The organism is Duganella sp. sic0402, assembly GCF_019219065.1.
Lineage (GTDB): Bacteria > Pseudomonadota > Gammaproteobacteria > Burkholderiales > Burkholderiaceae_D > Rugamonas.
The window spans coordinates 142,757-166,740 of sequence record NZ_JAHUWK010000003.1; the positions used below are offsets into that span (position 1 = coordinate 142,757).

The 23,984-nt window shown below is 62.9% G+C and carries 19 protein-coding genes; 8 read left to right on the forward strand and 11 right to left on the reverse strand.

The features are described 5' to 3' along the window. A complete protein-coding gene (locus tag KW842_RS09660) occupies positions 1-1,971 on the forward strand; it encodes a S9 family peptidase (RefSeq protein WP_218303886.1) in 1,971 nt (656 codons plus the stop codon). Here the strand turns inward: KW842_RS09660 and KW842_RS09665 are convergent. Further along, positions 1,968-2,894, reverse strand: a complete 927-nt coding sequence (locus KW842_RS09665; RefSeq protein ID WP_218303887.1) for a histone deacetylase family protein — start codon at positions 2,892-2,894, stop codon at positions 1,968-1,970. The genes KW842_RS09660 and KW842_RS09665 overlap by 4 nt on opposite strands. 45 nt (positions 2,895-2,939) lie before the next feature. Here KW842_RS09665 and KW842_RS09670 point away from each other — a divergent pair, with 45 nt between their 5' ends. The 5 genes from KW842_RS09670 (at position 2,940) to KW842_RS09690 (ending at position 8,798) form a co-directional block, all read left to right on the forward strand. Then, positions 2,940-3,860: a MoxR family ATPase gene (locus KW842_RS09670; RefSeq protein WP_218303888.1), complete on the forward strand. Its 921-nt coding sequence runs from the start codon at positions 2,940-2,942 to the stop codon at positions 3,858-3,860. A 5-nt stretch (positions 3,861-3,865) separates the two neighbouring features. Next, positions 3,866-4,861, forward strand: a complete 996-nt coding sequence (locus KW842_RS09675; RefSeq protein ID WP_218304266.1) for a DUF58 domain-containing protein — start codon at positions 3,866-3,868, stop codon at positions 4,859-4,861. Beyond that, a complete protein-coding gene (locus KW842_RS09680; RefSeq protein ID WP_373925158.1) occupies positions 4,858-6,861 on the forward strand; it encodes a DUF3488 and DUF4129 domain-containing transglutaminase family protein in 2,004 nt (667 codons plus the stop codon). Before KW842_RS09675 ends, KW842_RS09680 begins: the two co-directional genes overlap by 4 nt. Beyond that, on the forward strand, positions 6,852-8,009 hold the full coding sequence (gene mltB, locus KW842_RS09685; RefSeq protein WP_218303889.1) for a lytic murein transglycosylase B: 1,158 nt from the start codon (positions 6,852-6,854) through the stop codon (positions 8,007-8,009). Before KW842_RS09680 ends, mltB begins: the two co-directional genes overlap by 10 nt. Positions 8,010-8,444: 435 nt before the next feature. Then, positions 8,445-8,798: a hypothetical protein gene (locus KW842_RS09690; protein WP_218303890.1), complete on the forward strand. Its 354-nt coding sequence runs from the start codon at positions 8,445-8,447 to the stop codon at positions 8,796-8,798. Positions 8,799-8,858: 60 nt separating this feature from the next. Here KW842_RS09690 and cysM read toward each other — a convergent pair whose 3' ends face one another. Further along, positions 8,859-9,761 carry a cysteine synthase CysM gene (gene cysM / locus KW842_RS09695; protein WP_218303891.1) on the reverse strand — a complete coding sequence of 301 codons (903 nt, stop codon included), beginning with the start codon at positions 9,759-9,761 and terminating at the stop codon, positions 8,859-8,861. Positions 9,762-9,884: 123 nt separating this feature from the next. On the opposite strand from cysM, the gene KW842_RS09700 reads away from it, so the two are divergent. Both KW842_RS09700 and KW842_RS09705 read left to right on the forward strand, forming a co-directional pair. Beyond that, entirely contained in the window at positions 9,885-11,654 is a 1,770-nt protein-coding gene (locus KW842_RS09700) for a cyclic nucleotide-binding domain-containing thioredoxin-disulfide reductase (protein ID WP_218303892.1), read from the forward strand. A gap of 152 nt (positions 11,655-11,806) precedes the next feature. Further along, positions 11,807-12,412, forward strand: a complete 606-nt coding sequence (locus tag KW842_RS09705) for a hypothetical protein (RefSeq protein ID WP_229223603.1) — start codon at positions 11,807-11,809, stop codon at positions 12,410-12,412. A gap of 8 nt (positions 12,413-12,420) precedes the next feature. Here KW842_RS09705 and KW842_RS09710 read toward each other — a convergent pair whose 3' ends face one another. The 9 genes from KW842_RS09710 to KW842_RS09750 all read right to left on the reverse strand — a co-directional run bounded on the left by KW842_RS09710 (position 12,421) and on the right by KW842_RS09750 (position 23,979). Next, positions 12,421-13,734 carry an MBL fold metallo-hydrolase gene (locus tag KW842_RS09710; protein ID WP_218303893.1) on the reverse strand — a complete coding sequence of 438 codons (1,314 nt, stop codon included), beginning with the start codon at positions 13,732-13,734 and terminating at the stop codon, positions 12,421-12,423. Between the two features lie 99 nt (positions 13,735-13,833). Then, complete coding sequence (locus KW842_RS09715) at positions 13,834-14,433, reverse strand: hypothetical protein (RefSeq protein ID WP_218303894.1); 600 nt, start codon at positions 14,431-14,433, stop codon at positions 13,834-13,836. A 5-nt stretch (positions 14,434-14,438) separates the two neighbouring features. Continuing rightward, a complete protein-coding gene (locus KW842_RS09720; protein WP_218303895.1) occupies positions 14,439-14,696 on the reverse strand; it encodes a hypothetical protein in 258 nt (85 codons plus the stop codon). Continuing rightward, the gene (locus KW842_RS09725; RefSeq protein WP_218303896.1) at positions 14,689-15,666 is read right to left on the reverse strand and encodes a hypothetical protein; all 978 of its coding nucleotides are present in this window, start codon (positions 15,664-15,666) and stop codon (positions 14,689-14,691) included. Before KW842_RS09725 ends, KW842_RS09720 begins: the two co-directional genes overlap by 8 nt. An 87-nt stretch (positions 15,667-15,753) precedes the next feature. Then, positions 15,754-16,440: a hypothetical protein gene (locus tag KW842_RS09730; RefSeq protein WP_218303897.1), complete on the reverse strand. Its 687-nt coding sequence runs from the start codon at positions 16,438-16,440 to the stop codon at positions 15,754-15,756. A gap of 51 nt (positions 16,441-16,491) precedes the next feature. Next, complete coding sequence (locus KW842_RS09735; RefSeq protein WP_218303898.1) at positions 16,492-16,716, reverse strand: hypothetical protein; 225 nt, start codon at positions 16,714-16,716, stop codon at positions 16,492-16,494. Between the two features lie 826 nt (positions 16,717-17,542). After that, positions 17,543-17,608 carry a hypothetical protein gene (locus KW842_RS27870; RefSeq protein WP_218304269.1) on the reverse strand — a complete coding sequence of 22 codons (66 nt, stop codon included), beginning with the start codon at positions 17,606-17,608 and terminating at the stop codon, positions 17,543-17,545. Between the two features lie 132 nt (positions 17,609-17,740). After that, a complete protein-coding gene (locus tag KW842_RS09745) occupies positions 17,741-22,357 on the reverse strand; it encodes an RHS repeat-associated core domain-containing protein (RefSeq protein WP_218303899.1) in 4,617 nt (1,538 codons plus the stop codon). Further along, on the reverse strand, positions 22,354-23,979 hold the full coding sequence (locus KW842_RS09750) for an OmpA family protein (RefSeq protein WP_229223605.1): 1,626 nt from the start codon (positions 23,977-23,979) through the stop codon (positions 22,354-22,356). Before KW842_RS09750 ends, KW842_RS09745 begins: the two co-directional genes overlap by 4 nt. Positions 23,980-23,984 lie beyond the last annotated feature (5 nt).

Genomic DNA, 23,984 nt, shown 5'->3' on the forward strand with positions numbered 1-23,984 from the left:
ATGAAACATTCCCTGCTCCCCCTCCTCCTGCTGGCCGCTGCCGGCAGCGCGCTCGCCGCAACGCCCACCGTCGAACAATTTTTCCAGACGCCGCAAGTGTCGCAGGTCGAACTGTCGCCCAAGGGCGGCTATGTCGCGGCGGTGATTACCGCTGCCGACGGCGGCAGCGTGCTGGCGGTGCACGACACCAGCGATCCCGCCAGGGTCAGCGGCGTATTCACCACCTCGGGCCAGGAAGTCATCACCGATGTGCACTGGATTAACGAGAAACGTCTCGGCGCCACCGTCAAGAATATGCGCATCGAGTTCCGTGGCAACCTGGAGGAAGTCGCGGTCGATCGCGACGGCAGCAACCTGGTTCATCTCATCACCGGCAACTGGCAGCATCGGCAGCAAAACACCGGCAGCACCATCAAGTCGCAGAAGCTGACCGCCGACTATGCCTTCGTGGCAGTGGCGCACGACGGCTCGGACGATATTCTGGTCGAGAAGTACACGTGGAATAATGTCGACCGCGCCCCCATCCATTCGCGCCTGTACCGCCTGAATACCCGCACGCGCGCCTTGAGCAGCGCACTGGAAGGCACGCAGCCGGCCGCCGTCAAGCGCTGGATGGTCGACACCTATGGCCAGCCGCGCGTCGTGCAGACGCAGCTGAACGGCCGTTGCAGCAGCCATTACCGGCGCGCCCAGGAAACCGCCTGGCGCGAGATCAACAACACCGAGTGCTATCGCAGCAGCGGCTTCGTGCCGCAATTCTTCGACGGCGACGACACCCTGTTCGTGCGCGCCACTTACCAAGGCTATGAGGCGCTGTTCCGCTACGACCTGAAAACCATGAAAATGGCGGCCGAACCGATCGTGGCGCTGGCCGGCTTCGACTACCGTGGCCAACCGGTCATCGACTATGCCAGCCACCGCCTGATGGGGGTGCACCTGTACGGCGACGCCGGCTCCACCTGGTGGCTCAATCCGCAGCTGCAAGCCGAGCAGGCCCGCATTGACGCACTGCTGCCCAATACCACCAACACCATCCGCTGCGCCGACGAGTGCCTGCAAGGGCCGATGCTGCTGGTGTCGGTGGCATCCGACCGCCAGCCAACCAGCTATGTGCTGTACCAGCGCGCCAGCGGCAAGCTGCTGGCGCTGGGCAGCGCCCATCCGGGCATCGATCCCAAGCAGATGGGCTTGCGCGACTTCTATCGCTACACGGCGCGCGACGGCCGCAAGATTCCGGCCTATGTGACGCTGCCGCCGGGCCAGCCGGCAGGTCCGCGCCCGGCCATCGTGCTGGTACACGGCGGCCCGAATGTGCGCGGCGTGTTCTGGAACTGGGACGCCCAGGCGCAGTTCCTGGCCTCGCGCGGCTATGTGGTAATCCAGCCGGAATTCCGCGGCAGCACCGGCTATGGCTATGACCACTTCCAGGCCGGCCTGAAACAATGGGGCATGAGCATGCAGGACGACCTGGCCGATGCCGCGCTGTGGGCGGTCCAGCAGGGCTGGGCCGATCCCAGGCGCATCGGCATCATGGGCGCCAGCTATGGCGGCTACGCCACGCTGATGGGGCTGATCAAGCATCCGGAAATATTCCGCGCCGGCGTCGAATGGGCCGGCGTCACCGACATCAACCTGATGTTCAACACGCCGTATTCGGATACCTCGACCGACGCGCTGAATTACGACCTGCGCACGCTGATCGGCGATCCCGACCAGGACGCCGAACAGTTCAAGCGCTATTCGCCCTTGCTGCGTGCGGCCGAGCTGAAACAGCCGCTGCTGATGGCGCACGGCCTGGAAGACTTGCGCGTGCCCATCGTGCACGCCACCCGCTTCCGCGACGCGGTGCGCGCCAACAATCCCAACGTCGACTACCTGACTTACGAAGAGGCGCACGGCTGGCGCCACGCGGAAAACCGCATCGACTTCTGGACCAGGGTCGAGGCCTTCCTCGACAAGAATCTGCGTTAGAGTTCGGCCAGCGCCTTGATGTGGGCGACCGCGCTGCGGCCCAGCGCCGACAGGCTGTAGCCGCCCTCCAGGCAGCTGACGATGCGGCCGCCGGCGTGCTGCCGCGCCACCGCCATGATCTGCTCGGTCATCCACGCGTAATCCGCCTCCACCAGGCCCATGCCGCCGATGTCGTCTTCGCGGTGGGCGTCGAAACCGGCCGAGATGAAGATCATCTCCGGCTTGAATGCATGCAGCGCCGGCAGCCATTGCTCGGTGACGATCTGGCGCACCACATCGCCCTTGGTATGGGCTGGCACCGGCACGTTGACCAGATGCTCGCTGATCGGCTGCGGCTCGCTGTACGGATACAGCGGGTGCTGGTAGAAGCTGACCATCAGCGCGCGCGGCTCGTGCAGAAAGGATTCTTCGGTGCCGTTGCCATGGTGGACGTCGAAGTCGACGATGGCCACCCGCGACAAGCCGCGTACGTCCAGCGCGTGCTTGGCCGCCACCGCGATATTGTTGAACAGGCAGAAGCCCATTGGTTCGATCGGCCGCGCGTGGTGGCCGGGTGGGCGCACCGAGCAGAAGGCGTTGTCGATCTCACCGTCCAGCACCGCGTTGGTCGCGGCCACGGCGGCGCCGGCGGCGCGCTGCGCGGCCCGCCAGCTCCAGGCGTTGAGCGAGGTGTCGCTGTCGAGCGGATAGGTATCGCCCTCGGCCGGCACGTTGTCGCGCACGATGGCGATGGCGTTCTTGCTGTGGTTGCGTTCCAGGTCGCTGAGCGCGACCAGCGGGGCTTCGCGGTGTTCCAGCAGGTCGCTGATGTGCGAGCCGATCAGCTGGTCGGCGATGGCCTGCAGGCGCGCAGGCGATTCAGGATGCCAGTCTCCCATGTCGTGACGCTGGCAATCGGGATGGCTGTAGATGGCGGTGGTCATGTTTTTCTGTAGAATCCCCTCAGGCGCTAATCTACCATACATATCATGAGCACAAAATTGCACGCGGCCGCCCGCCAGGTTGGCGAGATCATAGTCGGCAAGGAATTGCAGATCCGCCAGGCGCTGGCTTGCCTGCTGGCCGGCGGCCATTTGCTGGTCGAGGATGTGCCGGGCGTCGGCAAGACCACGCTGGCGCATGCGCTGGCGATTTCGCTGGGGCTGCGCTTCAACCGCATCCAGTTCACCAGCGATTTGCTGCCGGCCGATGTCAACGGCATTTCGATTTACGACCGCGAGCAGAACGGCTTTGTGTTTCATCCGGGGCCGATTTTCACCCAGGTGCTGCTGGCCGACGAGATCAACCGCGCCACGCCCAAGACCCAGTCCGGCCTGCTGGAAGCGATGGAGGAACGCCAGGTCAGCGCCGACGGCGTGACGCGCGCGCTGCCGGCGCCGTTCTTTGTGATCGCCACCCAGAATCCCACCCACCAGGTCGGCACCTTCCCGCTGCCGGAGTCGCAGCTGGACCGTTTCCTGATGTGTCTTTCATTGGGCTACCCGGACGCGGCGGCCGAGCGCGCGCTGCTGCTCGGCGAGGACCGCCGGTTGCTGCTGAAATCCCTGCCGGCGGCGATGACGGCGGAGGAGCTGGCGCGCGAGCAGCAGGCGCTGCGGCAAATCCATGTGTCGCCGGCGCTGGCCGATTATGTGCAGGCGCTGGCGGCGACGTCGCGCCAGAACGGCATGTTCGCCGAGGGGCTGAGCCCGCGCGCGGCCATCGCCTTGTTGCAGGCGGCGCGCGCCTGGGCCGCGCTGGAGGGCCGCGACCATGTGCTGCCGGAGGATGTGCAGGCGCTGCTGGTGCCGGTGTGCGCGCACCGGCTGCGGCCGCTGAAATCGGCGCACGGCGTGGCGCTGGCCAGCCGCGATCTGGTGCTGCAATTGCAGGCGTCGGTGCCGGTCTGATGGCCATGCGCGGCGCGCTGCAAGCCTGGTACCGCAAAGGCCGCGACCAGTGGCTGTTCCAGCTGCGCGCGCGTGAGCCGGGCGTGGTGACGCTGGGCATGCGCCGGGTATTCATCGTGCCGGCGCGCGCCGGGCTGGCGTTTGTGGTGCTGCTGCTGGTGATGCTGATCGGCGCGCTGAATTACAACCTCGGGCTGGGCTGGGCGCTGACTTTTTTCGCGGCGGCGTGCGCAGTGGCCGATATGCTGCTGACCGCGCGCAACCTGGCCGGGCTGCAGCTGGCGCCGGGCCGCGCGCCGCCGGTGTTTGCCGGCGAAGCCGCGCAGTTCGAGCTACTGGTGCGCAATCCCGGCCGGCGCGAGCGCTTTGCGCTGTGGATCGGCTTTCAGGCCGATGGACAGCCGCGCCAGGCGGTGGATGTGGCGGCCGGCGGCGCCAGCGCAGTGCTGCTGTCCGCGCCGGCGCCGCAGCGCGGCTGGCTGGCGGCGCCACGGGTGCGGCTGGTGACGCGCTTTCCGCTTGGGCTGTTCCGCGCCTGGAGTTACTGGCAGCCGGATGCGCAGGTGCTGGTCTATCCGGCGCCCGAGCTGCCGGCGCAGCCGCTGCCGTCCAGCGGCGCCGCCAGCGAGGATGGGCATGGCGCGGTGGGGCTGGATAATTTCGCCGGCATCCGTGCGTATCAGGCCGGTGATCCGCTGCGGCATCTGGCATGGCGGCAGATCGCACGCCACGATCCGGCGCTGGGCGGCCAGCTGGTCAGCAAGCATTTTGAAGGCGGCGCGGTGGCCGAGCTGGCACTGGACTTCGCCGCGCTGCCGCCGCAGCTGCCGCTGGAACAGAAACTGTCGCGCATGGCGCGCTGGGTGCTGATGGCCGAGCAAGGCGCCGTGCCCTACCGCTTCCGCCTGGCGCAACACGACTACGGCCCCGCCCTCGGCGACGCCCACCAGGCCGCCTGCCTGCGCGCACTGGCGCTGTTCGGCCAGGAGGACGCAGCGTGAACTGGCTGGGCACGCTGACGCGCGACAAGTCAGACACGCTGCTGTTGCTGGCCGCCGCGCTGATGGTGCTGGCGCCGCACTTTCCTTATCTGCCGCTGTGGATCAGCGCACTGGCCTGCGTCACGCTGCTTTGGCGCGCCGGCCTGACCTGGCTGGGCCGGCGCATGCCGCCGGTGTGGCTGCTGGTGCCGGTGGCGCTGGCCGCCATGGGCGGCGTCTATCTGTCCTACCGCACGCTGCTGGGCCGCGACGCCGGCGTCGCCATGCTGGTGCTGCTGCTGGCCTTCAAGCTGCTGGAGATGCGCGCCAGACGCGATCTGTTCGTGGTGCTATTCCTCAGCTATTTCGTGTTGCTGACCAGCTTTTTATATACGCAGTCGATGCCGGCCGCGCTGTGGGCGGCGGCAGCGCTGCTGGTGCTGCTGACGGCGCAGCAATCATTCCAGTACAGTGGCGCTGTGCCGCCGCTGCGCCGGCGCCTGCTGGGCGCGCTCAAGCTGGCGGCGCTGGCGGCGCCGCTGGCGCTGCTGCTGTTTGTCGCCTTCCCGCGTATGCAGGGTCCGCTGTGGGGCTTGCCCGGCGATGCGCTGGGCGGCAAGACCGGCCTCAGCGACAGCATGGCGCCGGGTACGCTGTCGACGCTGGCGCAGTCGGACGACATCGCTTTCCGGGTGCGCTTCCTGGACGCCGCGCCGGCCCAGCCGCAGCTGTACTGGCGCAGCATGGTGCTGGGCGACTACGACGGCCGCACCTGGACGCGGGTGCCGCGCAAGCGCGGGCTGGAGCGGCTGGAGGTGGCCATCCACGCGCGCGGCACGCCGGTGCGCTACGAAGCCACGATGGAGGCCAGCAACAGTCGCTGGCTGGCGCTGCTGGAGCTGGCGGGACCGGAGCTGCACCTGCCAGGCTACCGGCTGCGCGATACCGATGAGATGGAGCAGTTCAGCGCCGATCCGCTCACCCGCCGGGTGCGCTACCAGGCCAGCGCCTGGCTGGATTACAGCTTGCAAGCGGGCGAACTGCCGCAGCGCATGGCACGCTGGCTGGAACTGCCGGCCGGCTACAACCCGCGCGCGCTGGCGCAGGCGCAGCAATGGCGCGCAGCCCAGCCGCAAGCCAGCGCGCAGCAGCTCAGCCAGCTGGTGCTGGCACGCTTCCGCAGCCTGGACTACCGCTACACGCTGGAACCTCCGCTGGCCGGCCGGGACGCGGTCGATACCTTCCTGTTCGACAGCCGCGCCGGCTTTTGCGAACACTATGCCGGCGCTTACGTGGTGCTGATGCGCGCCATGGGCGTGCACGCGCGCGTGGTCATCGGCTACCAGGGCGGCGAACGCAATCCGCTGGACGGCTACCTGACCGTGCGCCAGTCCGACGCGCACGCCTGGGCCGAGATCTGGAGCCAGGCCAGCGGCTGGCAGCGCGTCGATCCGACTGCGGCGGTGGCGCCGGAACGGGTGCAGCGCAACCTGGCGCGGGCGCTGCCGCGTCCGGCGGGGTTCGGGCTGGGACCGCTGATCGACCTGCAAAACGATCCCGATTCGTGGCTGGCGCAACTCAGATTCGCCTATGCCGCACTGAATAATTCTTGGAATCAATGGGTACTGGATTACAATCCCGATAGGCAGCGAAGTTTCCTTGGGGAACTAGGCGCCGCCGTCGCGCAGTGGCGCGCCGTGCTGGCGGCGCTGGCGCTGATGGCGGCCACGCTGGCGGCCGGCCTGTGGTGGTGGCTGCGGCGCCGCCCGGCCGATCCGCTGGACGGCTTGTACACGGCCTTTTGCCGGCAGCAGGCGCGCCACGGTTACGCGCGCAGTCCCGCCGAAGGCCCGCGCAGCTATGCGGCGCGCTTGCGGGCGATGCCGGCCAGCCCGGCGAAACACGCTGCCATGGAGCAGTTTTTGCACCTGTACGGTAGGCTGAAGTATGGCGCCGGCGGGACCGAATCACGCACGGCGTCGCTGGCGGCGCTGAAAACCCTGTTACCTTTATGCCGATGAAGACTTTGATCACCGCCCTGCTGCTGAGCGCAGCGACCCTGAGCAGCAGCGCCGGCGCGCAAGTGGACCGCTACGGTTACAAGCTGCCGCCTAGCATGCAGAAAAAGAAAAAGCCGGCCGCGCCGAAAAAGAAAGCCGCGCCCGCCGTCGACTACACCGGCGAGTACGTCAACTTCGGCGACTGGAAGGAAGTGCGCGCCTTCCTGGACGAGGTCGCCGCCCGCAACGGTTTCGACCGCGCCGAACTGGGCGCGCTGATCAACCAGGTGCGCTATGTCGACGCGGCCGTGCAGCTGGTCAAGCCGGCGCCACCGGGCAAGCCGAAGAACTGGCAAGCCTACAGCAAGCTGATGATCGACCCGGTGCGCACCGATGCAGGCGTCAAGTTCTGGAACGAGAATGCCGAGGCGCTGCGGCGCGCCGAATCGCTGTACGGCGTGCCGGCGGAAATCCTGGTCGCCATCATCGGCGTGGAAACCGTGTATGGCCGCAATACCGGCCGCTTCCGCGTGCTGGACGCGCTGACCACGCTGGCCTTCTCCTATCCGGAGGCGCCGCAGCGGCGCGAGCGCATGGCCTTCTTCCGTGGCGAAGTCGAAGCAACGCTGCTGTTTGCACGCCAGACCGGCATCGATCCGCTGTCGCTGAAAGGTTCGTTTGCCGGCGCCATCGGCATGCCGCAGTTCATGCCCAGCAGCGTGATGAAATACGCGGTGGACTTTGACGGCAATGGCCAGATCGACCTGCTGAACTCCAGCACCGATGCGATCGGCAGCGTGGCCGCCTTCCTCACCAGCCATGGCTGGCAGCGCGAGCAGATTGGCCCGGTGGTCTACCCGGCCACGGTGTCGCCCAACCGCGCCTGGGAAGAGATGCTCAAGCAGGGCCTGAAAGCCAGCTACCGCCCGGCCGAGCTGAACGCGGCCGGGGTCGGCACCGCCACGCCGCCGCCGGAGCAGCTGTATGGCCTGATCGATCTGCAAAATGGCGCCGAGCCAACCGAATATTGGCTCGCAAACAACAATTTCTTCGCGATCACGCAATACAACCGCAGTTATTTTTATGCCATGTCGGTGGTGGAACTGGGCCATGCGATACGCCTGGCCAGAGGGGCGTCCAGCACGTCGGACTTGCCTTCAGGGATGTAAGCAAGCGTAAATCGGCTTGTACCGTGACGCCAGCCACGGTATTGTTTTGTTGACACTTGGAAATAACTTGCCCAAAATAGATGCATAAGAAGCATCGCAGCTACTGGAGCTAAGCTTCTTAGCAACAGGAATTGTTATATCACTAACTTTAATTGATAATTAAAAGTGTGCGTGAGCAGCTTATCATAGAAGTCAGTGTATAATTCTCACACATTGTTGCAACTCGACAACAATACTCTGCGGTAAATAGGGATTTTTCTATTGCTGTTGGGTATGAGATTGCGCGATGTTGTACAATTGTGTATATATTATATAACTTGTTATCCTGAAATCCGTGTCCGTGTGCGAAGACTCCTGGTAAGGATTGGACATTGACGGCAGCAAAGCCCCGAGTGTTGTACTTTGCAGGACAACTTTACAGAAGGAAAAGACGACATGACAAACCAAGTCGGCATAGACATGAACAACGATGCGGATGGCGATGATCTGCTGCAATACAATCCCAACCGCCTGCTCGATACCCTGATCGAGAACCTGCGCCTGAAAAACGACGCAGCCCTGTCGCGCGCGCTGGAAGTGGCGCCACCGGTCATCAGCAAAATCCGTCACCACCGCCTGCCGGTTGGCGCTTCGCTGCTGATCCGCATGCACGAAGTCAGCGACCTGAGCATCCGCGACCTGCGTTACCTGATGGGCGACCGCCGCAACAAGTTCCGCATCAGCGACAAGCAGTTCAAACCAAAAGAAGGTGAAACCCCAAGCGGTGGCACCAATAACAACCAGGGCTGATCCGCCCGGTTGACCCGCAGCGCCCTCCTCCCCGACCAGGGGACGAGGGCGTTTTGTTTTTTACGCAGGGAAGACGCCGGTCGACAGGTAGCGGTCGCCACGGTCGCAGACGATGAACACGATGGTGGCGTTTTCCACGGTTTGCGAGATGCGCAAGGCGATCTCGCAGGCGCCGGCGGCCGAGATGCCGCAGAAAATCCCCTCTTCGGCCGCCATGCGGCGCGCCATCCGCTCGGCGGCGGCCTGCGACACCGATTCCACGCGATCAACGCGCGAACGGTCATAAATCTTCGGCAGATAGGCTTCCGGCCATTTGCGGATGCCGGGGATAGACGAACCCTCTTCCGGCTCGGCGCCGATGATCTGCACTGCCGAATTCTGTTCCTTCAGGTAGCGCGAGGTGCCCATGATGGTGCCGGTGGTGCCCATGGCGCTGACGAAGTGGGTGACCCGGCCGCCGGTGTCGCGCCAGATTTCCGGGCCGGTGCTTTCGTAATGCGCGCGCGCATTGTCCTGGTTGCCGAACTGGTCGAGGATGATGCCCTTGCCATCCTTCTGCAACTGCTCGGCCATGTCGCGCGCATATTCCATGCCGCCGGTTTTCGGCGTCAGCATGATTTGCGCGCCGTAGGCGGCCATGCTCTGGCGGCGCTCGACGCTGAGGTTTTCCGGCATCAGCAGCAGCATCTTGTAGCCACGGATGGCGGCCGCCATCGCCAGCGCAATGCCGGTATTGCCGCTGGTGGCCTCGATCAGCGTATCGCCCGGCTTGATGTCGCCGCGCTCCTCGGCGCGCATCAGCATCGACATGGCGGCGCGGTCCTTGACCGAACCGGCCGGGTTATTGCCTTCCAGCTTGCCCAGGATGATGTTGTTGCGGGCCGCCGCCTCGGCGCCGGGCAGGCGCACCAGCTGCACCAGGGGCGTGTTGCCGATCGTATCTTGCAGAGTCTTGTAAGCCATCGTGTTCTTGTTGGAGTCGCCAAAACAACCATTTTAGCCGAGTTGCGCCAAGGCGGCCCACAGACCCCGCCGCATACGCTAGACTGGCAACACTCGTGCAACCAGCTTCATACCGGAATCGCCATGTCTACCTCTACCGCAGAACTGCTCCCTGAAGAAACGCCGGACGAACCGGCGCCCTCGTCCGCGCTCAACCTGGAGCAGCGCAGCCACCAGATTTTCCCCACGCTGAGCGCCACCGACATCCGCCACATGCAGCGCTTCGGCCATGTGGTGTGCTTCAAGAATGGCGAGGTGATTTTCGCCGCCGGCAAGACCAGCTTCGGCCTGATGCTGGTGCTCAAGGGTGGCATTGAAGTCAACCGCTATGACGGTCTTGGCAACACCTCGTATGTGACCACCCACCTGCCCGGCCAGTTCAGCGGCGAGGTAGCGCAGCTGTCGGGCCGGCCGGCGCTGGGCAACGGCCATGCGGTCGGCGACGTGGAAGTGCTGGTGGTGCCGTCGGAATCGCTGCGCCAGCTGCTGGTCGCGCACGCCGAGCTGGGCGAGCGCATCGTGCGCGCGCTGATACTGCGCCGTGTCGGCCTGATCGAGCAGGCCTCGGGCGGACCGGTGATTGTCGGGCCGCGCGGCCATGGGCGCATCCATACGCTGCAAACTTTCCTGCAAGCCAATGGCCATCCGCACATCGTGCTTGATCCCGAGCATGAGCGCCAGGCGGCCGACCTGATGGAACACTATCAGCCCAAGCCGGAGGACCTGCCGCTGGTGGTGTGCCCGGACGGCGCGGTCAAGAAAAACCCCAGCGTGGTCGATATCGGCCGCTGCCTGGGCATGCTGCCGGAGCTGGATACCGACAAGGTATGGGATGTGATCGTGGTTGGCGCGGGGCCGGCCGGCCTGGCGACAGCGGTGTATGCGGCATCGGAAGGCCTGTCGGTACTGGCGCTGGAAACCCGCGCCTACGGCGGCCAGGCCGGCGCCAGCGCGCGCATCGAAAACTATCTCGGCTTCCCGACCGGCGTTTCCGGCCGCGCGCTGGCTGGCCGTGCTTATGTGCAGGCGCAGAAGTTCGGCGTGGAGGTGGCGATACCGGCGCCGGCCGGGCGGCTGATCTGCGACACCTATCCGCTGCAGGTGGAAATGTGCGGCAGCCTGCAACGCCTGCAGGCCAAGACCGTGGTACTGTCGTGCGGCGCACGCTATCGCCGGCCGTCGCTGGCCAATCTGAAACAGTTCGAGGGCAAGGGCGTCTACTACTGGGCCTCGCCGGTGGAAGCCAAGCTGTGCAAGACCGAGGAAATTATCCTGGTCGGCGGCGGCAACTCGGCGGGCCAGGCGGCGGTGTTCCTGTCCGGCTATGCGTCCAAGGTGCATATGCTGATACGCAAGGACAGCCTGTCGTCCACCATGTCCAGCTACCTGATCGAACGCATCCAGGCCACGCCGAATATCGAGCTGCACACCTGCACCGAAATCGTCGCGCTGGAAGGCGATGAGGACGGTTTGCGTCAGGTGCGCGTGCGCGATGCGCGTGTCGGCGAGGAGCGCGATTACGATGTGTGCCGCGTGTTCCTGTTCATCGGCGCCGATCCGAACACCGGCTGGCTGGAAGACTGCGGCGTGGACGTCGACGACCATGGCTTCATCCGCACCGGCTTCGATGTGACCAAGGCGCAGTGCAAGGCCAACTTCGCCAACGGCGTCTATCCGCGCGACCTGCCGGCGCGCGCGGCGCTGGAAACCAGCGTACCGGGCGTGTTCGCCATCGGCGACGTGCGCGCCACCTCGACCAAGCGCGTCGCCGCCGCCGTCGGCGAAGGCGCAGCGGTGGTGTCGCAAATCCACCAGTTCCTGGCTAACTTGCCGTTGGACAAGGTGAGGACATAGGGAGGGGGAACCTAGTACCACCCCGTGCGGGAAACTGTCTCTTTTGGCGTTCTCTTTTTGTCTCTTTTTCTCTCTTTTGAACTCTTCCCGCGTTTGTCGGTCCAAGAGACAGAAAGAGAAGAAAAGAGAACGAAAGAGAAGGAGAAAAGAGAATGATTCCCGCACACCCTGAGCACACACTACCCCCGCCTATACTCCCGGAAATGATTTATGCCGAGCTGTGCAATTATTTGCGTGACAGCGGCAGCACGCTCTCGCCGAGCGAGGCACTGATCAAGGCAGTGCAAGCGTGGATCGCCCAAAGCCGCGCCGACGCCCTGCCCGCGCGCGGTTATCAATGGAAGCAACTCTTCCATCCTGAGGGCACACGCTTACGCATGCGCGTCATCGAAAGCTGGCACAGCGCCGCCATCGTCGGCGACGACTTGATCTACAAAGGCAGCGCCGTCTCTCCGCATCAGATGGCCAAGGAAGCCATCGGCGACGGCCGCAACGCCTGGCGCGAGATCTGGGTGCTGTTCCCCGGCCACAAGGACTGGGCCAACGCAGGCAAGCTGCGCGCGCAGTTCCTCAAACACGTGGCAAAAATTCCGCCCACGCCGGCGGAAGCGATGACTGTAGCCGCGAAAGCCATGAGCGACGCGCTCAGCACTGCGCTGACACTGGTCGCACATGCTAACCACCAAGCCCAGAACACGCTCGAACGCCGCCTGCCCAAGTACCGGCGGGCATGGGACACCTTTGATGATGTCGAATAGGGCTAGCCTTATTCTGCGCGCGCCTTGATGCGTTTGAGCTGTGCGGCCTGGTAGGCTGCGAAAGCGTCGTCGAACAAAGTGCGGATCAGCGGATCGTCAACGATATCGGCATCGGCCGGCGCGCCGTTGATGCGCATGTACATGCTGGTCAGCGACTCGCCCAGGGCCAGTCCGGCATACAGCTTGGCGATGGGGATTTCGGTGCTCCAGGTTGGCGCCTCGTCGCCATCGCTCAAGGCAATGCTGTCGCCGTGGATCTGGTAGCGGAACTGCTGCACGGTACCGGCATGATCGTAGACCGACAGCTGCCACACGCACGGCGTGGCGAAGTAGCTGTCTTCCGGCAGTTCCATATCTTCGTAGCGCGCCAGCAGGCCGCTACGGCAAAAGTCCAGCACCAGCGCGGTCTGCTCCGGCGTCAGCGGCGCGAAGTGGCGCGCAATGTCGGCCGTCTCCGGCGGCACAATATCCGGCTGATAATCATAGTCCACATTCTGCTCGCCAACCGGCAGCACCCACGACAGCGGCGTAGACGGCGTCAGCGTGGCAGCGTTCAACTCCACCGACACCGACGGATTCAAGCGCACCACCTGCGCCGATGGCAGCCATTCGCCCACCGCCTGCGCGAACTGGCGATAAGTGATAGGGAACAGCGCATGGTTGTACCACGACCACGGTTCTTGCTGGAACTGGCAGGAACTCGGCACCACATAGCGCGGCGCCAGCGCCTGCAATTGCTCCGGCCACTCTTCCGGCAACGCCACCGGGCCGCGCTCGGCGCGCGACGGCGCGATCACATCCACTTCGCGCATGGTCTGGAATGGCCACAGCACCATATCCCACGGCGCGTATAGCTTGAGCTGCTGCAGCGTCTCCGGGTCCATCCACGAATCGACTACATTTAGCACATTCAGCCCCTCAGCGCGGATATGGAACATCGAATCCACGTCCGCCTCCAGCGCGCGGCGCGGGATCACTTCGATGTCGCCCACCTGCACCGGCACATCCAGCGCCAGCGGCTGCACGTGGACAAAGCCCAGTTCACGTATCATCGCGAACAATTCATCGAACAGGCAATACAGATAGATCGGCGTGGAGCGGTCCAGCAAGTCCAGGCTCTCCAACGAGCAGTGGTCGTCATGGAAGTGCGAGATAAACACAGCGTCCGGCCGCAGCGCGCGGATCTGCGCCAGATCGAAACGGGCATCGGGAAAAGCGTGGCAATTTCTGCTGAACGGATTTTCAAACACCGGGTCAAATAGAATCTGCGTGCCGCCGCTTTCAATCGCGTAGCCAGCGTGGAGGATGCGGGAGATTTTCATAGCCCACATCATCTCATGCACAGCGCCGCTTGCGCCAGTTCAAACTCCATCGCTGCCTGACAAGAAAACGCTTCTGTGTAGTAATGCTTCGACAGTACGTTATGTATGGAACAGGATGCGCTCGTTTTTCAGCTTCCGGCGAAGCGAACGATCAATTAACAAAAGCTGTGGCGGATAGCGGTAGGCATTGGCGCCATCTGTCTTGTCGATCATGATGACCCATGCCAAGACACTGTCGCCCTGCTGCATGAACACCAGCCGCTGGCGGGTGCTCAAGGCTTCGGCATAGGGAAAATCAGGCGCCAGCGCAGCCATCAGCGCCAGATTGGCTGGCGGAGCCATCATGCCGTTATCGTCGCAGTCCACCACAATGCGATGATCGGGCTCGTAAAGATGACGCCAGTAAGGTGAATCGAACGCCAGCGGCACGCTATTATTACGCACCGGCGCCTCGCCCTGCTTGGGAAAAATGTACATCGGCGGCGTTAGCGTACAACGCGCCATCGACTCGACATACCAGTTGTGTTGGTCGCGATAAATTTCAAAGTCTACGTGGCGGTTTTCACTTTCCAGCAAATGCATCGCCACCGTGTCCGCCACCATATCCAAAGGCGCAGCATTGGTTTGGACCGACAGGCGCCCCACGTGCAGATAATTGCGGTATCCGGTCAAACCGAGACGTCGCGAGACATCTGCCAACAGGCTCACCTCATTGGAATATTAAGTTCTCCAAATGGCAGGGCGATCCGCTGCCTCAGTTGCTCCGCCATGTAGGCACGGCCCAAGGCATTGATCAACGGTTCCGGCAGATGCTCCCGCATCCAGACTTCGCTTGTATAAAAGGCACGCCAGCCATCCTTGATATCCTGTTCTGTCAACGCCAGCAGATGCCCCACCAATTCTTCAGCGTGCGCAGTCAACAAGGCGCGCAATCGCTCAGCCACCGCCTGGCGGTCAAGCATGATGCAGCTCCTGCCCAAGATAGGGCCGATAAATGTCGATGAGTTTGCGGCAACGCGGCAGATGGAACAGCAATTCGGTTTCCAGCCCCTGCGGCCCTTTGGCAAAACTGGGAAATTGTTTGCCGATTACATTCTGAAAAATAATATGCTCATCCCTGAGCTTCCTCTTGTGCTGTCGCCTGATCAAAATAAGCTGTGGCGGATAGCGAAAATCCGTGCTGCCTCCGGTTTTATCAATCATCAAAGCCCACGCCAGCTGCCCCTCGCCTTGCCGGACAAAGACCAGGCGCTTGGTGGTGCTCATCTCGGCAGCGTAAGGAAAATCGGGCGCCAGATGCCGCATCAGTTTCAGTGTCCACTCCGGCTTGACCAGCGCCGGGTAATCGTCAGCGTGCATGACCATGGACCAGCGTACCGGATAAACCGCACGCCAGTAATGACCATCGTTACGCAAAGGCAAGGCCGGATTGCGCACAGGCGTCACATCGTCACTCAACACGCCCATCTGTGGCGGCGCTAGCGTCGCCTTCTGAAGTGCTTCAGCATACCAATTTTCCTGCTGTGACTGCACCTCAAACAGCATGTGCTGCTGTGCTTCCTCCAGTTTCTGCAGGACCACCTGATCCGCCACCTGATCCCAGGCAGGGGCTGCTGACCAGCCTTCAAGACTGAGGGGGCCGGGCGCCAGATAATTTCTATAGCCCTGTCCACTTGGTGGCGGAACGCAGCACTCCTGACCTGACGGAGAGCCGATGGCCGCGCGCAATTGCTCCACCATATACGCACGCCCCGCCGCATTAATCAGTGGCGCGGGAAGATGCCGCGCGAACCAGAGTTCCCTGGCATAGAAAGCACGCCAGCCCGCTTCCAGGTCCTGCGCCATCAGTGCCTGCATGTGTTCGAACAACCGCTCCGCCTGTGCCGCCATGGCCGTGCAAACCTGCTTTCTGATGATATCGATATCCAGCATGAGCGCTTCACGTTCTCAAAAATAATCTCGTATGCCCATATTTTCGCTAGCGAGGCAACTTCTCAAGGTACGGTTGATAAATGCCAATCAGCTTACGGCTACGGGGAATATGGAACAGTAGCTCCACCTCCATGCCGCGCCGCGTGCTGGCATAACTCGGGAACCAGGTGCGGATCGCATTGGTAAAAATAATGTGCTCATCCTTGAGCTTTTTCTTCTGCTGGCGATCGACAGGATCAACTGCGGCGGATAGCGGAAATCCCGGCTATTGCTGGTTTTGTCGATCATCAGCGCCCACGCCGGCTCGCCCTCGCCCTGCTGGACGAAAATCAGCCGTTTCGCCGTGCTCAGTAGCGGAGAATAGGGAAAGTGCGGTGCGATATGGCGCATCAGGTCCAGATGCAGCTCCGGCGTGGTTCGAGCCGGCATGTCTTCCGGATAGGTCGGCATATGCCAGCCCAGCGGGTAGACAGCAAACCAATACTTACCATCTTTTGCCAACGGAGTCACCGGGTCACGCACTGGCGCCACCTCCTCATCGGTGATACCCAGCGGTGGCGCGGTCAACGCTCCGCGCTGACTTACCTCCACATGCCATTTGCGCGCATTCACTGTGGTCTCGTACCACATATGCCGGTGCGCCTGTTCAAGCTGTTTTGTCACCACCGCATCGGCTACCTGATCCAGCACCAGCGCATTGGGGCCTTCCATGATGGTCAGCGCGCCGATATCAAGGAAGTTACGATAGCCTTCGCGCATCTGTGGTTCTCGCATAAAGCGCGCCAGAAAGTCTGACTGGTAATCGCTGCGGTCCGCTCCTTGCCTTCACCAGATGGCCTCGCGCAGACGCTCGACCATGTACTGCCGTCCAAGGTCATTGATCAGGGGGGGCGGCAGCCACACCTCCCTGGCATAAAACACACGCCAGCCTTGCGCCAGATCTTGCTCAATCAGCGCCAGCATGTGGTCAAACAACGATACTGCCTGCTCCTCCAACAGAGCGCGCAACCGCTGACCAACGACGCCGATATCCCTCATCTCTCGACCCATGCCTGCTCAACATACGGTTGATACACATCGATCAGGCGCCGGCACCGTGGCAGATGAAAACGCAATTCGGTTTCGACGCAACGAGGCGCCTTGAGATTGCTGTAAAACGCGGTCCCGATCACATTCGAAAATAGAATGTCCTTGTCCTGTAGCTTTCTGCGGCAGCCGCGTTCAATCAAAATAAGCTGCGGTGGGTAGCGAAAGTCAGGACTGCCGCTAGTCTTATCAATCATCAGCGCCCACGCCAGTTCGCCCTCGCCATCCTGGACAAACACCAGCCGGCTCTGCTTGCTCAGCGCGGTACTGTAAGGAAAATCAGGTGCAAGCTGCGCCATCAGCTCCAGGTGGTATTGCGGCTTGCTGGCCACCGGATAATCCATCACATCGCGCACAATCCGCCACTCCAGCGGATAAACCGCGTGCCAGTAGCCGCCGTCTTTCTCCAATGGAATCGCGGGATTGCGTACCGGGGCGCTATCATCCTTCGGCAAGCCCAGCAGAGGTTCGGTCAGCGAGCAGCGCGCACTGGCCTCGATATACCAGTTGCCGGCATCGCGCAGGTATTCGTGGCGCATGTGCCGATGCTCCTGCTCCAGCAGGCGTGTGGCGACTTCATCAGCAACCACGTCCAGAGCAACGCTCGGCCCGATAAACTCTTCCACCTTCAAAGTGCCCACATCCAGAAAGTTCCGATAACCGGCACGCACCGCCGCATCGTCATACAAACGCCGCACCAGCGGCGACTCATACTCACTTTGCAATTGGCCGGCCGGCCGCCAGATCGCTTCGCGCAAGCGTTCCACCATGTATTCCGTACCCAGTTCATTCAGCCAGGGAACAGGTAATTCCTTGCGTAGCCAGATTTCACGCGCGTAGAATGCACGCCAACCATCTTCGATGTCCTGCTCCATCAACACCAGCATTCTCTCCAGAAGATGCTGTGCATTGTGTGCCATCAGCGTGCGTAAAGCGCTACTAAATTTTTCAATAGCAATCATCCTGTTTCCCAATATCTGGTCTCCTATCAAAACCAACTCTTGAACCAGCCGATAGCATTATCCAGCATACCCGCTTGCTTCTCTCTACCTTTTGTCTCGGCCGCATTCGCCAAAGTCGGCGCCGCGCCTAGCGCAAACACCGCAGCTAGTGCCGCCATCAATCCCACACTGCCGGTGGACGCAGCCGCAACCGCTGTGGCAATACCAGAGATGATCGCAGCAACAGCCAGCGTAGCGACCACAGCAACAGCAAGCAACAGAGCGATAGCGATACCAATTAGTGCAACCATGCCTATCGTTACCAAAGTCGACCATCCCTCCTTAGCGCCTTGAGCCTTAACTGCCTGCATTTGTTTCTCCAACTCATCACTATCTTTTTTGGACAATACAGGCGCAGGCACTGTACTCGGCTGAGGTTTTTTTTCCAGCTTCTGCTTGGTATAAAACAGTAATCCTGAGCCGTCATTAGTCGTATCCGCCAAATAGTCTATCTTCCAGAATTCGCCGTTCATTAACACCTCATCAGGACTCAGCAAACCTACCAGTGTCTGGCTGGAACCCGCCATCCAGCAACCGTTTTTGGCGAACTGGATATAATCTTTGACTTCTTTCTTCCCCGCATCGTAGTTCGCTCCTGAACTCCATGTCCAAGGCTTAAGTTCCCATAAAACGCCAGTGTAATTTGTTGCTGACTGCCCCGGAGCGACGAAATATGCATCTGGCCGTAATCCTACCCAAGTGCCATTTCTGCCATCGTTAGCTCCCCACCCCGAAGGGAATCTTAATCTGATCTGTTGCGCCATTGCACTGTGCACAGCCGTGCCAAACAGCCATGGCATGGTTACACCCGTCCACCCCGGATCAGGGTCGATGTGCAGCCCTAACGGGTCCGTCTTATGCATCGGATCATTGCCGACATACGCATACATATTAAAGCCGGCCTCTAACCCTAGTGGGTCGGCTTGCACATAACGGCCTGTCGCGGGATCGTAGTAACGATGGACGTTGTAATACAACCCCGTCTCCGGATCGGCATACTGGCCTGCCAGACGCAAAGGCATGGCGACGCCCGGCCCTGTCTGCGCGCGCAAGGCGCCAAACGCATCCAGATCGCCGCGCCAAACCAGCTTGCCGTCTTCGCTGGACACCGCCTCCACCGCATCACGCTGATCGGTATGCAAATACTCCAGCACCGGCGCGGCCCGGCTGCCGGGCAACCAGCCGCGTTCCCCGCCTTCTGGATAACGCAAGCGTGCCACCGGCCGGCGGCCAAGATAGACATACTCGACGATCACCCGGCCAGCAGCATCCGCTTCCGCCACCAACTGGCCATCGTGGTACATGAAATAGCGCGTTTCCGCCTTGGTCCGCTTGGCGATGCGCTGTCTGTAGGCGTCGTAGCGATAACTCGCCACCTGCGTGTTGTCCGCATCGCTGACGCGTACCAGTTCGCCACTGGCGGCATAGCCGAATGTCAGCCGGCCATGGGTCAGCAGATTGCCGTCGGCATCCACATTCCGAGGTGCCAGCCCCGCACGGTTACCCAGGCTGTCGTAGCGGGTCTCCCACACGGCGCTCTGGCCGTGCGCTTCTGCCACCAGGCGGCCATGGCTGTCATAACTCAGCCGCCGCTCGATATTTTCAGGCGCAGTGACTGGCGCAGCCGCCCGCGCGCTGCCCATCACGCCATCCAGCCACGACCAGCGGCTAGCGGCTTTCCCGTCAGTCACTTGTGGCGCGGCCGAGCGCTTCATCAAGGTACTGCGCCGCGCTTCGTCATACCGCAGGATCAGTTGATCGGGGCCGTTGACATGCCGTACCAGCCGGCCTTGCTGGTCGTATTCGCTGACACTGTGCATCCCGTTGCCATAACTGAAGCTCACCGGCCGCAACCCGGTCAAGGTCTGTGCGTAGCGGATATCTGTCAGCAAAGGCTGGCCGTCCAGTGCAATCTGAGTGACACGGCCCGCAGCATCATAACGATAGGTGACTGTCGCACCACCTGGCAGCGTCTGGCGCATGATCTGCTGCGCAGGCTGGCTGTCATTGGCTAATTGCAGACTGGCGGCCACGCCGCCATCGTCACGATAGATGGTCAGCACTTTGCCGGTCGCCTGCCCCCAGGCGTCCAGCAGCCAGCTGGTACGGTTGTCAGCGCGCCCATGCTGAAAGAGAATTTCTTCCTTTAGCGCCACGCCGCTGTAGCGCAGCTCGCGGTGCTGCGCCAGCTTGCCGTCGGCATCGATATAGCGCACCTCGCGCATCCGGCCTTGCGCATCCCGCAATATTTCGGTCCGCACGCCACGTGCGTCACGCACCGAAATCAGCGCGTTGGCCGCGTCATAGCCAGCCAGCTGCAAGCCATGCTCCGGCGAACGCGTCGCCACCACCCGGCCGAAGTCATCGGTCCAGCGCCGCACCACGCTGCCGTCCGGCCGCGTCACCATCTGCACCTGTCCGCCGGCAGCCGTATCGGCCAGGCCCAGCTGGTAGCTGGCGCTCAGCGGTTGCTGCGCATCCGGCCATTGCTGTTCGATGCGTCCAGTCTGCTCGTCCAGCGTGGCCGCGCCACCGGCTGCCTCCACATTGTGCTGCACCACGCCGGCGCCGCCCCAGGGTCCGTAGCGGCTTTCCGCAGTGAGCTTGCCCTCGCTGTCAAAGCTGCGTACGATCTTGCTCTGGTCGCCAGCGGTCAGCTGGATCAGATTGCCGGCGGCATCATAGCGATATCCCGTCATACGCTGTCCCGGCGCCTCCGACGAGACCAACCGTGCATGGTCGTCGTATCGATAGCGCAGCGTGTTGCTTACCCGCGTGGCGGCGTCGGGCTGGCCTTTGGCATCCAGCAGCCAGCCCGATTCGAGGCGTTGCAGCACCTGTCCATCGCTGGCCAGTTGCTCCTCGACACTGGTCAGGCGCACGCCATCGCTGCTGACGATCAGTTGCGGCCGCAACGCCGCGTCGCGACGCCGCACCTCCGTCACGATATTTCCCGGCGCCACAATGCGGGTCAGATAGGCACCGCTGGCGTCGTACTCAAAGCGGGTGATATCCGAATCGGCAGGCGAAGCAGTTTTACCGTTTGCCAGCGGGCCGTCGATTTCCACCAGCACGCTGCGGCCATTGATCAGCCGGTAGCGATAGCGCGTGCTGCGTTCCAGCGCCTGCGCAGGCAGGTCGTCCACGGCAGGCGCCCAGCCGCTCTCCGTGCTGCTTACCGGTTGGCCGTACTGGTTGTATGCGATGCGCGTCTGCGCTTCTTTTCCTGCCACCACACTGGGACGGACAATCAGCGTCGGCTGCACGCCGTAGCGGCTGGCATATTCATAGCGCGCAACGACACGCGCGACCGGCACTTTCCCTGCCGTATAAATCAGGCGGGTAATCCGCAACGGCCGTCCCAGCGCATCCACCTCGGTCCTGGCCGACTGCAACGGCGCGCCCTGCGGATCCAGCGCGGTGGTTTCGGTCAGCTGGCCGCTCAGGTTGTAGGCATAGCTGCGATTGCTTGGCCCACACAGTGCGCATCCGGCGCCACGCACTTCCAGCAGCCGGTAATCATCATCCTGCAACGCATAGCGGTAGCTGGTCTTTTGACCCAGACTGTTGCTGACCACGGTAAGCCCGGGACGCTGAAAATCCAGCGTCACCTTGTCCGCGTCGTTGGCATGGGTACTCAGTATGCCCTTGCCAGCGGCGTTGTAAGCATAGGTGGCATACCGCTGTGCGCCGATGCTGATACCGGTCAGCAGCGTCGGATGTTGCGGATCTTCGTAGTGGTAGCTGCGCACGACTGCGTCGTCCGGATGGCGTACTTTTACCAGGCTGGTCAGCAGATAGCGCGGATCCAGGGCGGCGCCCTTGGGCAGGCTAGCGCCGTATTCATAGTGAAAGCGCCCGACCGGGCTATCGATGCGCTGCACGCCGCGGAACAAATCGCCGCGCGCCGCCGCAGCGCGGTCGCGATACGCCAGCCGCAGCGTACGCCCTTGCGGATCGGTGACCTTGACCAGCAAGCCAGCCGCATCGTACATCAGGCTCAGCACCTCGCCAGTGGCGGCTTTAATCTGCATCAGCTTGCCGCGCTGGTCAAAGCTCAGCTCGCGTCCGTCTGTCCAGCGCCACAGGTATTCCTCGACGCCGCTGCGGCGCTGTACCTGGATCACGCCCCAGGCGGGATTGCTGGCCACCGCTAGCGCAGGCCGCAACGGGTCGCGGCTGAAATTGGTCACGCTGCCATCGGCTTGCCGCAGCTGCATGCCGCCGCTGGCCACCAGCAATTCGGTCTCATACGACAGTTTCCAGCCGCGCCCCATCATGCCGGGCGCCGTGCCGGTACCGCTATGTATGCTGTTGTAATGGCGAACGATTTCCAGTCCCAGCACGCCAGGCAGCGCCGGCATATCCTCCTCGCGCTGATACTTGTTGCCACTCATGACATTAATCGGGTTGCCGGAACCGACGTTCAGCGCGGCCCCCAGCGGCTGACTGGCGGGCCCGCTGGATGCTGCCTGACAAGTGCCTCCCCCCTCGGGACAGGCCAGTGCCGGCGTCCCGCTCCATGCTGCCAGCATCAGCCAGCAGGTCCACAGTACCGCGCGCAGCGCTGAGCGTTTGGTGAGCATCATGTATTGGGCTTTCATTTCGGTTTCAGCTCCACAACCACACGCCGGTTCGGCGCATAGCAGGCTTGCAAGGCGGCGCCGCTCTTGCCGGCGCACTGTTCCGGCAGCACCAGCGGCGATGCCGATCCCGCGCCGACCACCTTGACGTTGTCCACCTTCAACCCATGGTCAATCAGATAGGCCCGCACCGCTTCGGCACGCCGTTTTGACAGGTCAAGATTGTACGTCTCGCTGCCTATCGGATCGGTGTAACCGGTGACTGTCAGCGTGTCATAAGTTTTTCCATTGGCATCGGCGATCAGCTTGTCGAGCGCCTTGGTGCCGTCCGGCTGCAATTTCGCGTCATCAAAGCCGAACAAGGTGTCAGCATTGAGTGTCGTGGCAATCGGCACCGGGCAGGTGTTGCCGCCGCCGGGCGGTGGGTTATTGCCGCAAATGCCGAACATGACGCAGGCGTCGCGCGGCGGCGGCTGGGTGGTGACCGGCGGGTCGCCGGGATTGACCGGGTTGCCGCCATTGCCGGCGCCCGGCGACGACACCGGACTGTCCGGCTCAATGGCGTCGGACTGCATCTGCACGGTGACATGGCTGACCACCGGCACCAGGCCATCGTTAATCAGCTTGGTGCGCACCGGATCGGCGCCGGTGTCCTGCCATTTCAGGTACACCTTGTACATGCTGCCGATGATAGGCACCACCGGCTCCACGCCGTGAGTGATGCGCAGCTTGATCAGATTCGCGTCCTGCAGCGTTTCGCCCGAGGCCGCACCAACCGTGTTGGCCCTGAACGCCAGGCTGCGATTGGAAATCACCCGCTTGCCCTTGGTGTCGAGCAGCGTCTGGAGCGCCGGATCGTTGAAGTCCTGGAACGCTTCCTTGGTCGGATTCAGCATTTCAATCGTGGTGCGCTTGCTCAGCGCTTCCTGCGCCTTGGCCAGCGAAGCGGCCAGCTTGCCGGCATCCTGGCCGCCGCCATACATCGGCACCAGTCCCTCGGCGTAGGCATCGCGGATGGCTGCCATGCGCGCGTTGCCGACGCTGCCGGCGCGCGCCGCCAGCATGGCCGCGTGGTTCAGCGTGTTCTTGGCGAAGAATAGCTGGCTGTACTGCACCGTGCCCAGGCCGAGCATGGTCAGCAGCGGCCCCACCACCGCCAGCTCGATGATGGCGGCGCCGCGCTGGCGTGTACGCCGTGCACCAGTTGCACCACATGCTGCCGCTACCGGCGCGGTAAACCATTGCGGATGCTGTAGCCGGTCACCAGGCAACACCTGCCAGCGCGCGATGCTGCCAGCCGCCAGCTCCAGCGTATGCGCCGGACGCGGGTAGCGCCGCCCGCTGGCGTCCCGCCCTGCCCGGCCGGCGCTGGCGCGCCACGGCCGCAGCTGCGGCACGCACTTCAGCACCACGCCGTCGCGGTCCAGGTACAGCACGTCAATCGCGAAGCGCATGAAGGCGGTATGCACGCTGGGACAATCGCGCAGCAGCAGACCGGCGTCGGGCGCCAGCGTGCGGCGCAGCATCAGACCAAGGAAGCGGCCGAGAAAACTGTCGGCCCGCTGAAGTTGCAGCGGATGGGCGCCATTGCGCGTCAGCAGCTGCGGTGCGCTTGCGGAAGCATCGGGATCAAGAGTCGTCATGGCGG